At 72.5% G+C, this 15902-nt stretch carries 16 protein-coding genes; 6 read left to right on the forward strand and 10 right to left on the reverse strand.

Annotation, left to right across the window (positions count from 1 at the left end; genetic code table 11):
* Together ACTB72_RS04390 and ACTB72_RS04395 are read left to right on the forward strand one after the other, a co-directional pair.
* A partial coding sequence (locus tag ACTB72_RS04390) for an EamA family transporter (RefSeq protein ID WP_463035772.1) occupies positions 1-409 on the forward strand: 409 nt, incomplete at its 5' end.
* Between the two features lie 115 nt (positions 410-524).
* Complete coding sequence (locus ACTB72_RS04395; protein WP_463035773.1) at positions 525-3011, forward strand: GcvT family protein; 2487 nt, start codon at positions 525-527, stop codon at positions 3009-3011.
* A 277-nt stretch (positions 3012-3288) separates the two neighbouring features.
* Here the strand turns inward: ACTB72_RS04395 and ACTB72_RS04400 are convergent, their stop codons facing one another.
* From ACTB72_RS04400 to ACTB72_RS04425, 6 genes are all read right to left on the reverse strand, one after another.
* The gene (locus tag ACTB72_RS04400) at positions 3289-4260 is read right to left on the reverse strand and encodes a threonine ammonia-lyase (RefSeq protein WP_463035774.1); all 972 of its coding nucleotides are present in this window, start codon (positions 4258-4260) and stop codon (positions 3289-3291) included.
* A 35-nt stretch (positions 4261-4295) separates the two neighbouring features.
* On the reverse strand, positions 4296-5192 hold the full coding sequence (locus tag ACTB72_RS04405; protein WP_463035775.1) for an alpha/beta fold hydrolase: 897 nt from the start codon (positions 5190-5192) through the stop codon (positions 4296-4298).
* The gene (locus ACTB72_RS04410) at positions 5186-5872 is read right to left on the reverse strand and encodes a haloacid dehalogenase type II (protein ID WP_463035776.1); all 687 of its coding nucleotides are present in this window, start codon (positions 5870-5872) and stop codon (positions 5186-5188) included. The genes ACTB72_RS04405 and ACTB72_RS04410 overlap by 7 nt, the downstream gene beginning before the upstream one ends.
* Before the next feature lie 336 nt (positions 5873-6208).
* Positions 6209-6598 (reverse strand): hypothetical protein, encoded by a 390-nt coding sequence (locus tag ACTB72_RS04415; RefSeq protein WP_463035777.1) that lies wholly within the window; start codon positions 6596-6598, stop codon positions 6209-6211.
* 206 nt (positions 6599-6804) lie between these two features.
* The gene (locus ACTB72_RS04420) at positions 6805-7836 is read right to left on the reverse strand and encodes an asparaginase (RefSeq protein WP_463035778.1); all 1032 of its coding nucleotides are present in this window, start codon (positions 7834-7836) and stop codon (positions 6805-6807) included.
* Positions 7829-8503, reverse strand: coding sequence for a sigma-70 family RNA polymerase sigma factor (locus tag ACTB72_RS04425; RefSeq protein ID WP_463035779.1), 675 nt, complete (start codon positions 8501-8503; stop codon positions 7829-7831). Before ACTB72_RS04425 ends, ACTB72_RS04420 begins: the two co-directional genes overlap by 8 nt.
* A 288-nt stretch (positions 8504-8791) precedes the next feature.
* Between ACTB72_RS04425 and ACTB72_RS04430 the strand changes: the two genes are divergently transcribed.
* Together ACTB72_RS04430 and rlmN are read left to right on the forward strand one after the other, a co-directional pair.
* Positions 8792-9400 (forward strand): invasion associated locus B family protein, encoded by a 609-nt coding sequence (locus ACTB72_RS04430; RefSeq protein WP_463035780.1) that lies wholly within the window; start codon positions 8792-8794, stop codon positions 9398-9400.
* 120 nt (positions 9401-9520) lie between these two features.
* On the forward strand, positions 9521-10747 hold the full coding sequence (gene rlmN, locus ACTB72_RS04435) for a dual-specificity RNA methyltransferase RlmN (protein ID WP_463035781.1): 1227 nt from the start codon (positions 9521-9523) through the stop codon (positions 10745-10747).
* A 13-nt stretch (positions 10748-10760) separates the two neighbouring features.
* Here rlmN and ACTB72_RS04440 read toward each other — a convergent pair whose 3' ends face one another.
* Positions 10761-11216 (reverse strand): hypothetical protein, encoded by a 456-nt coding sequence (locus ACTB72_RS04440; RefSeq protein ID WP_463035782.1) that lies wholly within the window; start codon positions 11214-11216, stop codon positions 10761-10763.
* Positions 11217-11409: 193 nt separating this feature from the next.
* On the opposite strand from ACTB72_RS04440, the gene ACTB72_RS04445 reads away from it, so the two are divergent.
* Positions 11410-12408 (forward strand): NAD(P)H-quinone oxidoreductase, encoded by a 999-nt coding sequence (locus tag ACTB72_RS04445; protein ID WP_463035783.1) that lies wholly within the window; start codon positions 11410-11412, stop codon positions 12406-12408.
* Between the two features lie 53 nt (positions 12409-12461).
* Here ACTB72_RS04445 and ACTB72_RS04450 read toward each other — a convergent pair whose 3' ends face one another.
* Positions 12462-12662, reverse strand: coding sequence for a hypothetical protein (locus ACTB72_RS04450; RefSeq protein ID WP_463035784.1), 201 nt, complete (start codon positions 12660-12662; stop codon positions 12462-12464).
* A gap of 295 nt (positions 12663-12957) precedes the next feature.
* On the opposite strand from ACTB72_RS04450, the gene ACTB72_RS04455 reads away from it, so the two are divergent.
* Positions 12958-13731, forward strand: a complete 774-nt coding sequence (locus tag ACTB72_RS04455; RefSeq protein WP_463035785.1) for a DUF1013 domain-containing protein — start codon at positions 12958-12960, stop codon at positions 13729-13731.
* Between the two features lie 108 nt (positions 13732-13839).
* On the opposite strand, the gene ACTB72_RS04460 is transcribed toward ACTB72_RS04455, so the two are convergent.
* Both ACTB72_RS04460 and ACTB72_RS04465 read right to left on the reverse strand, forming a co-directional pair.
* On the reverse strand, positions 13840-15060 hold the full coding sequence (locus ACTB72_RS04460; protein ID WP_463035786.1) for an endonuclease/exonuclease/phosphatase family protein: 1221 nt from the start codon (positions 15058-15060) through the stop codon (positions 13840-13842).
* Entirely contained in the window at positions 15057-15896 is an 840-nt protein-coding gene (locus tag ACTB72_RS04465) for a hypothetical protein (RefSeq protein ID WP_463035787.1), read from the reverse strand. The genes ACTB72_RS04460 and ACTB72_RS04465 overlap by 4 nt, the downstream gene beginning before the upstream one ends.
* Positions 15897-15902: the final 6 nt, after the last annotated feature.

Here is a 15902-nt window from a genome sequence, read left to right on the forward strand (position 1 = left end):
GATCGCGGCCTCCGGGGCCTGCTGGGGCGTGTTCTCGCTGGTCGGGCGCGGCTCGACCCGGCCCATCGCCGACATCGCCGGGGCGTTCGTGCTGGCCGCCCCCGCGGCGGTCGCGCTGTGGCTGGGGGCGACGGCGTTCGGCTGGGCGCCGGGGCTGGGCGCGCGGGAGGCGGCGCTGGCGTTGGCCTCGGGCGCCGTGACCTCCGCGCTCGGCTACGCCATGTGGTATGCGGTGCTGCCGCGGATCGACGCGACCCTCGCCTCCGTCGCGCAGCTGACCGTGCCGCTGATCGCGCTGGCGGGGGGCATGATCTGGCTGGGCGAAGCGCCGGGCGCGCGGTTCTGGGGCGCCGCGGCGCTGATCCTCGGCGGGGTCGGGGCGGCGACGCTGGCGTCGCGCCGGCGCTGAGCCCGCCCCGCCTGTCGCAAATCCCGCCTCCCCCGTCGCCAAGCCGCCTCCGCGCCGCCCTGCGCCCCGCTAGAACGGAAGCTGGGCGAGGCGAAACCGGTCGGAGGATGGCGCGATGAAGACGCAGGCGCGCGCAGTGGTGGTCGGCGGCGGCGCGGTGGGGGTGTCCATCGCCTATCACCTCGGAAAAGCCGGCTGGGACGTGATCCTGCTGGAGCGGGACGAGCTGACCTCCGGCTCCACCTGGCATGCGGCTGGGCTGCTGCCGCTGTTCAACATGAGCTACGCGGTCGGGCACATCCACGACTACTCCGTCAAATTCTACGCGGGGCTGGAGGCGGAGACCGGCCTCAACCCCGGTTTCGCCCGGGTCGGCAACCTGCGCATGGCCCAGACCGAGGCGCGGATGGACGAATACCGCCTCTACGCCGCCACCGCCGAGACGGTGGGGGTGGCGCATGAATGGCTGACGCCGGCCGAAATCAAGCGCCGCTGGCCGCTGGTGCGGACCGAGGACCTCAAGGGCGCGATCTTTCATCCGACCGACGGCTACATCAATCCCGCCGACGTCACGCAAGCCATGGCGCGCGGCGCGCGGGGTTTTGGGGTCGAGATCGTGCGCCGGGTGCAGGTGGAGGCCTTCGAGCGGGTGGGGGGCGAGTGGGAGGTGACCGTCGCCCACATGATCGAGCGGGGGGGGAACCTTATCCCCTCGGGCGAGGTTTCAAAAATCCGCTGCGAGCATGTGGTCTCGGCCACCGGCAACCACGCACAGGCGACGGCGGCGAAAATCGGCTGTTACATTCCCGCGATGCCGGTCGAACACCAGTATATCGTGACCGAGCCCGACCCCGCCCTCGTCGAGTTCCGCAAGACCATGCCGGAACACCCGGTCCTGCGCGACGCCGACGCCAAATGGTATGTGCGCGAGGAGCGGGGCGGCTGGATACTGGGGCCCTATGAGCGCAACGCCCCCGCCTGGGCGAAGTTCGGCGTGCCCTCGGGGTTCCGTGCCGACCTGCTGCCGCTGGATCTGGACCGGATCGAGACGGAATACATGTCGATGATCCACCGGATTCCCTCGTCGGAGGGGGTGGGGCTCAAGGACGATTTCAACGGCCCGATCTGCTACACGCCCGACGGCAATCCCTTGGTCGGCCCCGCGCCCGGCGTGGAGAATTTCTGGTTCGCGGAAGGGTTTTCGTTCGGCATCACCGCCGCCGGCGGAACCGGGCATTACCTCGCGCAGGTGATGACGACCGGCGAGGCCGAGATCGACATGTGGTCGCTCGACCCCCGCCGCTTCGGGCGCTGGGTGAACCGCGAATACGCCGCGGTGAAGAACGAGGAGGCCTATGAGCACGTCTTCATCCTCCACCACCCCGACGAGGAACGCCCCGCCGCCCGCCCCCTGAAAACCGCGCCCTGCTACGGGCGGATGAAGGACGCGGGCGCCCAGTTCGGCGCGGTGAACGGGTGGGAGCGGCCCAATTACTTCGCGCCGCTCGGCTTCGACGACCACGCCGCCCGGTCGTTCCGGCGCGGCGGCTGGTGGGGGTTCGCGGAGGCGGAGGCGCGGGCGGTGCGCGAACGCGCGGGCCTGCTGGATGCGACGGCCTTCGCGAAGACGCGGATCAAGGGGCCGGGGGCGACGGCGTTTCTGGATGGGCTGACCTGCAACCGGCTGCCCAAGGTCGGGCGCATCAACCTCACCTACGCCCTGACCGACGCCGGCACGGTGCGGACCGAGGCGACCATCGTGCGGCTCGCCGAGGACGACTATTACGTCGTCACCGCCGGCGCCGCGCAGGCCTATGACCAGGACTATTTCGAGAAGGAAGCCGCGAGGGCCCGGCCGAAACTCGGCTGGATCGAGGTGCAGGACGTCACCGCCCAATACGGCGTCTTCGCGCTGGCCGGGCCCGCGTCGCGCGAAGTGCTGCGGCCGCTGATCGTGGATGCGGACCCGGCCTCGGCCCTGTCGAACAAGCGGTTCCCGTGGCTTTCGATGCGCAACATCGACCTCGGGCTGGTTCCGGTCATGGCGATCCGCGTCGCCTATACCGGGGAGCTGGGCTACGAGCTGCACCACCCCATCGAGATGCAGAACCACCTGTTCGACGCGCTGATGAAGGCCGGCGCGCCGCACGGACTGACCCTCTTCGGCGCCCGCGCCCAGAACTGGCTGCGGCAGGAGAAATCCTACCGCGCCTTCGGCTCGGACCTCGGCCGCGACGCGAGCCCGCTGGAATCGGGGCTGGAGCGGTTCGTGGACGCCGACAAGGATTTCCGGGGCAAGGCGGCGATGCAGGCGCTGGGGATCCGCGTGAAATGCGTGACCGTGGCGATGGACGGGCCGGCGGATGCGGACCCGTGGGGGCGCGAGGGCTTGCTCTCGGGCGGCGAGGTGATCGGACGGCTGACCTCCGGCGGCTGGTCGGTGGCGATGGGAAGGCGGATCGGGCTGGGCTATGTGCGGCCTGAGTTCGCCGCGCCCGGCACGCGCCTGAAAGTGCGGATGCTGGGCGAGCTCTTCGACGCCGAGGTCATCGAGGACAGCCCCCACGACCCCGCCAACGCCCGCCTGCGCCTGGACGGCTGAAGCGCCCCGCAGACGGAAACGGGGACCGCGCCCCCGCGCGATCCCCGTTCCATGAGCGGCCCGGCGCAACGCCGCCGCCCTCCAGCCCGGGCCGGTCGTCCTCCCCAGGAAAACGACCCGACCGCGCCTGCCGAGGAACCGCGAGGTCTTTGGCTGCTCTCCCCAGGAAAGCATCCGGCCCCCTCGGCCTGCCGACTTCCACACACTCACCGCAAACCGTGCCGACAGACATGCGTGATTCGTCGTGACTGCGCCGTGACCGGAACCACAAAACCCCTCAGTTAATTTCCAGGGCGCGCGAAAAAATCTCGCGATCGACATTGCCGCCGGTGGCCATGGCGATGACCGCGTCGCCCTCGATCTGGTCGGCGTGGAACAGGGCCGCGGCCAGCGCCACCGCGCCGCCGGGCTCCACCACGATCTTAAGTCGTTCGTATGCAAGCGACATCGCCCGCAGCGCGTCGTCATCCGACACCACGAAGCCGGGCCCGGCGAGCTTCGAGAGGATAGGAAAGGTGATCTCCCCGGGCGCGGGCGTGACGATGGCGTCGCAGATCGACTTGCGACCACCCGTCGCAGGCGTGCGTTCACCTTTTTTCAGCGAAATCGCCCAGTCGTCCCAATCCTGGGGCTCCGCGGTGCGCACCCGCAGCCCCGGCGCCTCCGCTGCCAGCGCCAGAGCCACCCCGGTGGCGAGCCCGCCGCCTCCGGCGCAGACCAGAACGTCGGCGACGCTCACCCCCGCCTCGGCCGCCTGTTCGGCGATCTCCAGCCCGGCGGTGCCCTGGCCGGCGATCACCATCGGCTCGTCATAGGGTCTTATGAGGGTCAGGCCGCGCTCGGCCGCCAGCCGCGCGCCGATCGCCTCGCGGTTCTCGGTCTCGCGGTCATAGGTCACCACTTCGGCCCCCATCGCCTTGGTGTTGGCAAGCTTCAGGCGGGGCGCGTCCTCGGGCATCAGGATCACCGCCGGGATGCCGTGCAGCTTCGCCGCCCAGGCCACGCCCTGCGCATGGTTGCCGGACGAAAACGCGAAGACGCCGCGCGCCCGCACCTCGGGCGCCAGCGCCGACACCGCCGACCAGCCGCCGCGGAACTTGAACGACCCAGTGTGCTGCAGGCATTCCGCCTTCACCAGCAGCCGACGGCCGGCGATCTCGTTGAGGAACGGGCTTTCCAGCAGCGGCGTGCGGCGCACGACGGGGGCGAGCCGCTGGGCGGCGGCGCGGATGGCGGCGATGTCGGTCATGGCGGTCCTGGGAGACGGGGGGCGAGGGAACGGGGTCAGGCGGCGGGGGTCGAAAGCGCGGCGATCCGGCCGAGCAGCGCATCGATGGCGCGGATGCTCTCGGGTTCGTCGAGCAGGGGCGCATGGGCGCGGTCGGGGACGGTGGCGACGGACACCCGGTCCGGGGCGACGGCCTGCATCCGCTCCAGCGTCTCGGCCGAGAGGATGTCGGAATTCGCCCCGCGCAGCACCAGCACCGGGCAGGCGGCGAGCAGGCCGAACATCGCCCAGAGGTCGGGGGGCCGGGACCCGTTCGCGATCGCCGCGCCCAGCGCCTCGCCCTGGGCGAGGAGCGCGTCGCGCAGGCGCAGGTCATAGCGCCAGACGAGGCCGCCGGATTTCTCCTCGGCGACATCGGCCGCGATCCCGCGCCACTGGGCCCGGGTCAGCGTCGGGGCGCCGGCGCGGCCCGCCGCCTCCAGCTGTTCGGCGAGCCCGTCCAGCGTCGTCGCGCCGGGCGGCTTGCCCACATAGTCCATGATCCGCTCCAGCCCGCCGGGCGCGATCTCGGGCCCGATGTCGTTGAGGATGGCGGCGCGGATGCGCTGGGGCGCGATGGCGGCGGTGACCATGGTCAGGAGCCCGCCCCGCGACGTGCCCACGAAGACGGCGGAGGCGAGGCCAAGATGGTTGAGCAGCGCCAGCGCGTCGCCGGCCTCTCGCGGCACGTCATAGGTCATCGGGTCGGGCGCATGGTCGGACGCGCCGCGCCCGCGGGCGTCGAGCCGGATGACGCGGCAGGTGGCCGACAGCCGGGCGGCCAGCGCGGCGAAATCATCCATGTTGCGGGTCAGCCCTGCCAGGCACAGGACGGGCAGGCCATCGCGCGGCCCCTCGTCCGCATAGGCGAGGGCGAGCCCGTCGGCGGTCTTGAAACGGTTGAGGGTCACCATGAGGCGGCGAGCTCCGGTATGGCGCGCAGGTCGTCGGCGATCTTCTGCGGTTTCCAGGGAAGGCGGTCGAGCGGGTCGCCGTTGCGGTTCACCCAGACCGTGCGGAAGCCGTAGCCCGCGGCGGCGGCGGCGTCCCATCCGTTGGAGGAGACGAACAGCACCTCGCGCGGGGTCCGACCGAAACGGTGACCGACCATGTCGTAGACCACGCGGGCCGGTTTGAACACGCCGACCGACTCGACCGACAGCACCTCGTCGATGAGGTCGCCCAGGCCCGCCGAGCGCACCGCGCCGTCGAGCATGGCGGGCGAGCCGTTGGACAGGATCGCGGTCTCCATCCCCGCGTCCTTGAGGGCTGCGAGCATCGAGGGGACCTCGGGAAAGGCGTCGAGCTCGAAATAGAGGTCGAGCAGCAGGCGGCGTTCATCTTCCGCGACGCCGCCGACCGCCTCCAGCGCGTAGTCGAGCGCGTCGGCGGTCACCTGCCAGAAGTCGGTATGGACGCCGGCGGTGGCGCGCAGCCAGGAATATTGCAGCTGTTTCGCGCGCCAGATCTCGGCGAGGCGCGGCCAGGTTTCGGCGAAGCGGGCATGGGCCGGATCGGCGGCGAGCCGGCGGGCCGCGGCGGCGACGTCGAAGAGCGTGCCGTAGGCGTCGAAGACGCAGGTGGCGATGGGCATGGCGGACCTCTCCCTGCGGGTCGGGCCCGGGCGCGCCGCGCCGGAGGAGAAGGAAGGCGCGGGCGGGATCAGGCCGTCGGCCGGGGGCGTCCGGCCGGGGCGGAGCATCGCCCGCGGGCCAGGGGAAAGGCAAGCGGGGCCCGGAGCGGCGCGGCGAGCGAGGCGCCTGCACGAGGCGACCGGGCGGCCCTGGCGACCGCTGGAAGACCGGACCCGGCGAGGTTCCGTTCCGGCCGACGGGCCGTTCGCGCGCCGATGGATCCTGCCCGAACGGCGCGCCGGTTCGAAACGCCGCGCCGACCCCGCGGGGCCGGCGCCGCGGTCAGGCCGGCCCGATCAGCGGACCGCGGGATGCATCAGGCTCGCGGCCAGCGCCGCCTCGCCGCTGCGCAGCAGCCGGGCGCCGACCGCGTGGGCGGCGATCCGGTCGAGGCACTGGCAGCAATCCTCCAGCGCCGCCGCCTGGGCGCCCAGCGAGGACAGGCCCAGACGCGGGGCGAGCTTGGCCATGGCGCGGGCGTTGCGCGACAGGGCGGTCCAGCTCTCCTCCGCCAGCAGCCGCTCGATCGCGACCAGCAGGTCGGTGGCTTCGAGGATCCCGTCGTCCAGCGCCTCCGCGCCTTCGCCAGGGGCGAGCCCGACCTCCAGCGCCTTGAGCGCCTCGAGGTCCAGCAGGGTCTCGCCCACCGCGGGGGCCAGTCGGATCACGCTCGTCATCGCGCTCATCTCAGCTCCTTACGCCAGCCGCCCTTCGCATCAGCCCCCGATCGGAGGCCCGGTCGAACGCGGCCGAACACCATCTCCACCGCCGCCGGTTATCGCCCGGCGCGGTGAAAAGGTCGTTGACGCGGAAGGGCGAATGCGCGTTTCGGGCGGCGATCAGCCTTAATGGACGCCGGCGCCGAAACGGTCCCCGAAAGGACCGCGACGGGTCAGGCGAGCGCCGCCGCCGGGCGGATCGAACCGGTGAGCAGGCCGCGGCGATTGCGCTGCTCGGGCGCGAGGAGGGCGGCGAAGACCGGGTCGGCGACCTCGGCCACGCCCAGCCGCGACAGGATCGCGGCCATCGCCACCGCAGCCGCCCGCCCGGCGCCGTCGTCGATCTTGAGCGCCACGCCGAGTCCCCGGCCCGGGATGATGGCGGTGAACACCCCCTCCGCCCCCGACTTGAGCGAGACCTTGCCGGGCAGCGCCCGCATCAGCTCGGTCGCAGGCTCCCGCTCTCCGCCCACCAGTTCGGGATGGGTGCGCATCGCCTCCGCGAGCCTTGTCGCGGCCTTGGCGCGCACGCCGCCGAGAGCGGACGGGTCGGCGAGCCGCGCCATGGCCCGCGCCAGCCCGGTCAGGGTCGCGGCGAAATTGGGGGCGGAACAGCCGTCGATGACATGACCCAACCCCTCGTCGTCGCCGGTCATCGCGTAGAACGCCTCCTTCGCGGCGCGCTGCACCGGGTGGTCGGGGTCCACGTATTCGGTCCCGCCGCCGAGATGGCGGTTGAGCGTCAGGAAGCCGCTGTGCTTGCCGGAGCAGTTGTTGTGGGTCTGGTCGGCGCAGCCGCCCGCCCGGATCAGCGCTTCGCGCGCGTCGCGGTCCTCGGGGGTCTGGGGGCCGCAGCGCAGGTCGCCCTCGCCGAGGCCGAGGCTGGCGAGCCAGTCGCGCACCGGCCCGGTATGGATCGCCGCGCCGCGATGGGAGGCGCAGGCGAGCGCCAGCTGCGGCACGCCCAGCCCCGCCGCATCCGCCGCCCCGCTTTCCACCAGCGGCAGCGCCTGCAGGATCTTGCACGACGAGCGCGGCAGCATCACCCGGTCCACGTCGCCCCAGGCCGCGACCACATCGCCGGACGCGTCGCAGACCACCGCCGCGCCGCGATGCACGCTTTCGACGAAGGCGCCGCGAATCACTTCCGCAAGCGGAACCGAGCCGGATCCGGGGACGGAACGGGACAGGTCGGGGTCAGTCATCGAGCAGCTCCTCCGCGAAATCGTCGCCGAGCGCGACCCGCAACCGGCCGAGCGCCAGGCGCATCCGGGATTTGATGGTTCCGAGCGGCACGTCAAGCGCCTCGGCGATCTCGACCTGGGTCATGCCGACGAAAAACGCCATGCGCACCACGTCGCGCTGATCGTCGGAAAGATCGCCCATCGCCTGGCGCACCTGCGCGTCGCGGTCCGACGCGGCGGCGGCGGTTTCGGGGTCGTCGGGGGCGTCGGGCTGGAACAGCGGGTCGTCGGGATCGGGGGTGGCGCGGATCTCGCGCCGCAGGATGTCGATGCGCCGGTTGCGGGCGATGGCGAAGATCCAGGTGGAGACGCCGGCCTTCGCCGGATCGTAGAGCGCGGCGCGCCGCCAGACCGAGACCATGACGTCCTGCGCCGTTTCGTCCGCGACGTCGGCGGGCGCGCCGCCCCGCATCAGATAGGCCTTCACCCGCACCGCGTAGCGGCCGAAAAGCAGGGCGAACGCCTCGCGGTCATCGCCCTGCGCCATGCGGATCAGCAGATCGGCGTCGGTCTCCGGCTCCGGCGCGACGGGCGCGGCCGGACGGGCGGTCCGGGCGCGGGCCGCACGGATCGCCTCGGCCGCGACGGGCGCGCCCAGGACCGGATCGCTGGAAGAGGAGTCGTCCATCTTTTCGGAAAACTTCCGTGTCTGCGTCGCGAAGCGCGACGGTGAGCGCCTCGTCCACCCCGAGCCTCTGAGCCGGCGGGGTGGCGCCTCAGGCGGTTTTGCGTCTAGATTAGGGGTCGGCGCGTCGGCTGGAAAGACGGATCGGCGCGGATCGGCGCGCGGCGCCCTCACGGAACCCGGCCCGCCGCCTCGATGGCGGAGCGCGGGAGGTGGCGGTCGCGGCGGGCGGGTCAGAGCAGACGTCATCGACGAACCCAGAACGACGAACACAGGCGAAACGAGGCGAGCATGAGAGCGGAGGCGAATCGCGGGACCCGTCCGGCGTCGGCGCGGCGTGGCGGCCGGATCGGCGCGGCGCTGGCGGCGACCGGGCTGTCCCTGGCTGCGACGGCCATCGGCGTGACGGCGGGCCTGACGGCCGGCGCCGGGCCGGCGGCGGCGCAGCAGACCACCAACCGGGTCGAGGCCTTCAGGGACTGGTCGGTCTTCAAGGCCGACGCCGGCGGGCCGGTGTGCTGGGTCGTGACCCAGCCCCAGTCGTCGGTCGCCACGCGCGGCGGCAAGCCGGTGCAGGTGCGCCGGGGCGAAATCTACCTGACGGTGGCCGTGCGCCCCCGCCAGGGCGTGAGCAGCGAAATCGCCATGGTCGGGGGCTATCCGTTCAAGGACGGCTCCACGGTCAAGGCGCAGATCGACTCGAAATCCTTCTCGATGTTCACCGAGGGCGAAAGCGCGTGGACCTATCCCGCCGACGATGCGGCCATGGTCGCGGCGATGAAGGCGGGCACGGCGGCGTCGTTCACCGGGGTCTCGTCCCGCGGGACCTCGACCACCGACCGGTTCTCCTTGCTGGGGTTCACCGACGCGCTGACCTCGGCGCAGCGGCTCTGCAACTGATCCGCCGGCGCCGCCTTCGGGCGGCGCCGTGGACGAATCCTCCGCAAGCCGCTATGTGAGGGTCAACTCGCGCTCCCCGGCCATCCGGGGGGCGTCGTTTCGTTTCCGGAGGCCTGCGACATGACCCAGCCCGCCCCGACCGCGCGCGCCGTCTTTTCAGAGCAGGCGGGCGCAGCGCCCCTGCCGCCGCTCGCCGCCGACACCCCCGGCTACGCGCCCCGCGCGGCTGCGGGCCCTGCCCGGCTGATCGGCCTGACCCGCCCCGCGATGCAGGCGGCGCTGGTCGCGGCCGGCATCGAAGAGTCGCAGGCCAAGATGCGCACGGGCCAGGTCTGGCAGTGGCTCTACGCCCGCGGCGCCACCGATTTCGCCCAGATGACCAATCTCTCGAAGCCGATCCGGGCGCTTCTGGCCGAGAATTTCCGAATCGACCGGCCCGAGATCGTGGTCCGTCAGCTGTCGGAGGACGGGACCCGCAAATACCTCCTCCGCCTCGCCGGCGGGCATGAGGTCGAGGCGGTGTATATCCCGGAGGAGGATCGCGGCACGCTCTGCGTCTCCTCCCAGGTGGGCTGCACGCTCAGCTGCACCTTCTGCCACACCGGCACCCAGAAGCTGGTCCGCAACCTGACCGCCGAAGAGATCGTGGCCCAGATCATGGTCTGCCGCGACGACCTCGGCGAATGGCCGGTCGCCGGAGAGCGTCCGCCGGAGCGGCGGATGTTATCCAACATCGTGCTGATGGGCATGGGCGAGCCGCTCTACAATTTCGAGGGCGTGCGCGACGCGATGAAGATCGCCATGGATGGCGAGGGGCTGTCGATCTCGCGCCGCCGGATCACGCTGTCGACCTCGGGCGTGGTGCCCAACATGGCGAAGGCGGGGGCGGAGATCGGGTCGTTGCTGGCGATCTCGCTGCATGCCGTGCGCGACGAGCTGCGCGACGTGCTGGTGCCGATCAACAGGAAGTGGAACATCGCCACCCTGCTGCAGGCCTGCCGGGACTATCCGCGCCTGTCGAACGCCGAGCGGATCACCTTCGAATACGTGATGCTCAAGGACGTGAACGACTCGGACGCGGATGCCAAGCGGCTGGTGCAGCTGATCGCGGGCATCCCGGCGAAGATCAACCTGATCCCGTTCAACCCCTGGCCGGGCTCGCCCTATGAGCGCTCGGACTGGGACCGTATCGAAAGCTTCGCGGAGATCGTGAACAAGGCCGGCTACGCCTCGCCGGTCCGCACGCCGCGCGGGCAGGACATCATGGCCGCCTGCGGGCAGCTGAAGTCGACGACCGAGCGCGGGCGCAAGCGCGCCTCCGAGATCGCGGCGGAGGCGGGGGGCTGAAGCCCCGCCCCGCTCAGCGCCGGTTGCGCCGCCGCGCGGCGGCGTAGGTCACGGCGGCGAGCAGCGGCGCGAGACCGGCGCCCACGCGGCCCAGCGTCGCGGGCCCGTCGCTCATTTCCGCCTCCGCCGTTCCGGCCAGAAGCGCCATGCCGCCCGCGCCGACGGCCAGCAGCAGCGTGATCGTCCAGGCGTCCGAGGTCCGCATCCGTCGCGTCCGGCCGAGCACCTGCCCGGCGCAGAGCGCCACCGCCGCCCCGGACAGCGCCATCGCCCCCCAACCCGGCGACACCTGCGTCCCCGGCCCCGGGCCGCCGAGACCGGGCGCGATCCGGTGCAGGATCTGCGCGGCCACGATCCAGGCCAGCGCCCAGATCGCCATCAGCGCCGCCACCCGGAAGATCCGCTGGACGGCGGCGCCGCCCGTCGCGGCCTCCCCCCCCGACCGCCCGACCGCATGCCGCCTCGCCATGATCCGCCTCCCCGAGCCTTGGGCGCGCGCGCCCCATCCGCGCCCAAGGCATCCTCAAAAGATGAATTCGACGTGTGCGCCGCGCCCCGACGCCCCCCCGCGCCACCCGACGCAGCCCATGCCCCCTTGCCCCCGCCCACGGCTCCGGGCGACAAAACCCCCGCGCCCAAGCGCCAAATACCGGAGGAACACGATGACCGACCTGCCCAAGACCATGCGCGTGGTGGAGATCTCGAAGCCCGGCGGGCCCGAGGTCCTGGTCCCCGGAACCCGTCCCGTGCCCGTCCCCGGCGCCGGCGAGATCCTGATCAAGGTCGCCGCCGCCGGCGTGAACCGCCCCGACGCCCTGCAGCGGGCCGGCAACTACCCGGTGCCGCCGGGCGCGTCCGACCTGCCCGGGCTGGAGGCCGCCGGAACCGTCGCCGCCATCGGCCCCGGCGCCTCGCGCTGGGCCATCGGCGACGCGGTCTGCGCCCTGCTGCCCGGCGGCGGCTACGCCGAATACGTGGTCACCCCGGCCGCCCACGCCCTGCCGGTCCCCGAGAGCCTCTCGATGGTCGAAGCGGCCTGCGTGCCCGAGACCTTCTTCACCGTGTGGATCAACGTCTTCGACCGCGTCGGCCTGACGGGGGGCGAATCGCTGCTGGTGCATGGCGGCTCGTCCGGCATCGGCTCGACCGCCATCCAGCTCGCCTCCGCCCGCGGCTGCCGGGTGTTCGCCACCGTCGGCAACGCCGAGAAGGCCGCGTTCTGCGAAGGCCTCGGGGCCGAGCGCGCCATCAACTACCGCGACGAGGACTACGTCGCCGTGGTTCAGGAGCTGACCGGCGGGGCCGGCGTGAACGTGATCCTCGACATGGTCGGCGGCGACTACATCGCGCGCGACATCCAGGCGCTCGCCCCCGACGGGCGGCTGAGCTTCATCGCCTTCCTCGGCGGCCCCAAGGCGGAGATCAACTTCGCCCCGGTGATGATGAAGCGGCTGACCATCACCGGCTCGACGCTGCGTCCGCGCACGGCGGCGTTCAAGGCCGAGATGGCGAAGGCGCTGGAGGCGGAGGTGTGGCCGTTGCTCGCTTCGGGCCGGATCGCCCCGAAGATGCACGCGACCTTCCCGCTGGAGGAGGCCGCCAAGGCCCATGCGCTGATGGAGAGCTCGGCGCATATGGGCAAGATCGCGCTGGTGATCTGAACGAGACGGCGGGGGGAGGGGCGGGCGCCCCCCCACCCGGCCGGCGCCGCAGGTCAGACGTCGCCATGCAGCATGGCGATGGCCTTCCTGAGCTCGGCCGAGACGTCGGCGCGGTTCATCGCGCTCGCCTCCCGCTCCGCCCAGATCAGCACGCGGGTCAGGGCCAGACGACGCCGCGCATCGCTGTCGCCCGCGTCCGGAGGCGGCTGCGTCCGGCTCCCGGTCGCCCGGTGGAATCCATCGTCGTCTGACAAATACGCACTTCTTGATCGGGTTTCGGAAAATCCTTCCGAAGCGTTTCGCGTCGTCTCGCTTCCTACCGACATTTCGCACGAACTGTTGGCAAGCATCAACCTTTATAGGGGAGATCGCCGCAATTGACGGCCGCCCGATGACCCGCGGCGCCCCGCGCCGCCGGCTCTTCCCTCAGGGCCGGAATTGGACTATATCGCCCCGGATCCCCCTCGCTTCGCGAACGACGGTCGCCGGCCCCGCCGGATGCGACCCGGGTCTTCGGACCGAGGGAAGACTTATGCCGGGAGACGACCGATGAGCGATTCGCTGCCGCTGATGCCCAAGGCCACCGCCGTCTGGCTGGTGGACAACACCACGCTGACCTTCACCCAGGTCGCGGCCTTCTGCGGGCTGCACGAGCTGGAGGTGAACGGCATCGCCGACGGCGAGGTGGCGCAGGGCATGAAGGGCTTCGACCCGGTCGCCAACAACCAGCTCGATCAGAAAGAGATCGAACGCTGCGAGAAGAACCCGACCCTGCGCCTGAAGCTGAAGCGCACCCAGTCGATGGAGGGCGAGGCCCGCCGCAAGGGTCCGCGCTACACGCCGCTCTCGAAGCGGCAGGAACGTCCCGCCGCCATCGCCTGGCTGGTGCGCTACCACCCCGAGCTCTCGGACGGCCAGATCTCGAAGCTGGTCGGGACCACCAAGCCGACCATCCAGGCGATCCGCAACCGCACCCACTGGAACGCCCAGAACATCCAGCCGGTCGATCCGGTGGCGGTGGGCCTGTGCAGCCAGGTCGAGCTCGACGAGGCGGTCCGCAAGGCCGCCGAGCGCAAGCGGCGCGAGCGCGAAGAGGTCATGACCCACGAGGAGCGGCTGAGCCTGCTGTCGACGGACGAGAGCCTCGCCGCCCGGCCCGAGCCGCGGATGCCGTCGAACATCTCGGGGCTGGAGAGCTTCAGCCTGGTCGAGACCGACGAAGAGGAAGACCCCCGCGACGCCCGCGGGCCGATGAACCCCGACGACCTGTTCAACCTGCCCGGCGGATCGGACGACGACGACGAGGACGATCAGCCCCGCTGATCCGGGCCTGCGCGACCTGCGACGCATGAGCGAGGGCCGCCCGGGACGACCGGGCGGCCCTGCCGTCCCCGTTGCGGGCGGCTTGAGACGCCGCGACGTACCGACGGCTCAGCGCAGATCGACCCAGACCAGCCGGTGATCCGAGCTTGCCGGGCGGCGCCCGCCCTCGATCAACGCGGCGCGCGGATCGCCCTGGGCCGGCCACCAGACGCCGGCGCCGGTCACCTCCCACGCCCTCGACGGCAGCACGAAATCGGCGCGCAGGTTGCCGGGACCGCCCTCGTCCCGCCAGTCGGCGGTGTCGCGGGCCGGGTCGCCGGACTGGCCGCGATTGGCGCCGCCCTGCGCGCGCGCGGCCGCTGCGGCGCCCGGGCTGGTTGGCGCGGGATCGCGCAGGCGGGGATGGGCGAGCAGGCCGCGGATGCCCTCGCGCCGGCCGTCGCCATCCTCGGGGTCGGCGTTGAGGTCGCCCAGCACCACGAAGCCCGCGCCCGCCGCCAGCCCCCCCGCGGCCCCCGCATCGTCGCGGATCCAGCCGGCGCCGGAGATGTAGTCGACCCAGAACCGGATCTCGTCATGATTGCGACGGCCGTTGCGATCCTCGGCCCCGTCGAAGACCGGCGGGGTGGGATGACTGACCAGCAGATGCAGGCGCCGCCCGTCGGGCAGGATCGCAGGCAGGTCGAGATGGGTTTTGGACGACAGCCGCAGCACCGCCTGCGCCGGGGCCGGGTAGAACCGCGTCGGCATCAGCCCGCCGGGCATGTCCGCCCAGCGCGTCAGTCGAAAACTGCGCGCCGCCCCCAGATCCAGCGGCAGGCGCGACAACACCGCCAGCCCGTATTGCCCCGCGAAGGCGCCATAGCCCTGCGCATCGCCCGGCCCGGCGGGATCGCCGTCGCCATCCAGGTCGAGCCCGGTCGGCAACCCGGTGTTCACCGGCGGCGCAAGGCGGTGGGGATAGGCGATGCCTGGGGTCCCGTCCTCGCCGGCCTCGGCCAGCAACGCGGCCAGCGCGTCGAGCGCCAGATCCTCGGGGTCGTGGTCCAGCTCCAGCAACGCCAGCACGTCGGGGCGCACGTCGCGCAGGATGGCGGCGACCGCGCGGACCTGGTCCTGACGGTCGAGGATGGCTTTCCAGGCGAGCCCGGCGCCCTGGCGCGACAGCGAGGCGTTGAACACCGCCACCCGCACCGCGCCCTCCGCCGGCGGGGGAGGCCAGGCGGGGTCGCGGCCGGCCTGCGCGGACGCGCCGGAGGCGCCCAGCGACACCCCCAGCGCCATCGCCAGCGCGCCGAGCCGCCCCCGCGGGGCCCGGCCCCGGCTCACAGCCTCGCCGCGCGCTCGGCCTGCCCGGCGAGACGGGCCAGCCGCAGGATCGCCACGCCCCGCACCACCAGCAGCCCCGGCGTCGCCGCCCAGATCGTCGCCGACCAGGTGAGGATCAGCGGCGACAGGAAGGCGTCGGGGTCGATCAGCCCGGTCGCCGCCCGCCCCACCACCAGCAGCGCGATCAGCAGCGCCAGCGCCGTCACCACCACCTGCGCCCCCAGCCGCTTCAGCCGGACCGAGGCGCCGGCCCCCGTCGCCGGCTCGAAGGTCGGCATGTTGACCCAGGGGTTGAAGCGGTCGGGGTCGCGCGGCCAGCGCCCCGAAGCGATCACCGCCAGCGCGGCGAGGGTGGCGAGCGTCGAGGCGGTCAGCGCCGTGGCGGCGGCGGCCAGCGCCTCGGGATCCGGGCCGCGGGCCGAGGGTCGGGCGAGGCTCTCGGCCGCCATCCGCGCCGGGCTGAACCGGAAATCGAGGACCGAGGCGAGCTCGGCGAAAGGCGTCGCCGCCCCGTCGGGGCCTTGGGTCGCGACGCAGAGCGTCACCGCCCCCAGCACCGCGCAGATCACCGCGAAGCGCATGCGGTTGATCGGCGGGGCGAAGCGGAAATCGATCAGCGAAGGGGTGCGGGCGCCGTATTCCAGCAGCACGAACAGGGCGGCGGCGGCGGCGGGGACCAGGCTCGTCGCCATATTGCCGCCCGGATCGTCGGCCGGCAGCCGCGCCGAGATCGCCAGCGCCGGCGCCGAGAAGCAGGCCATCACCAGCAGCGACCGGATCGCGGCCCCCTGCAGGCGCCCGGGCACGATGCCCGGGCGCCGCGGGGGACGACGCATGTCCCC

This window comes from Albimonas sp., from assembly GCF_055129145.1.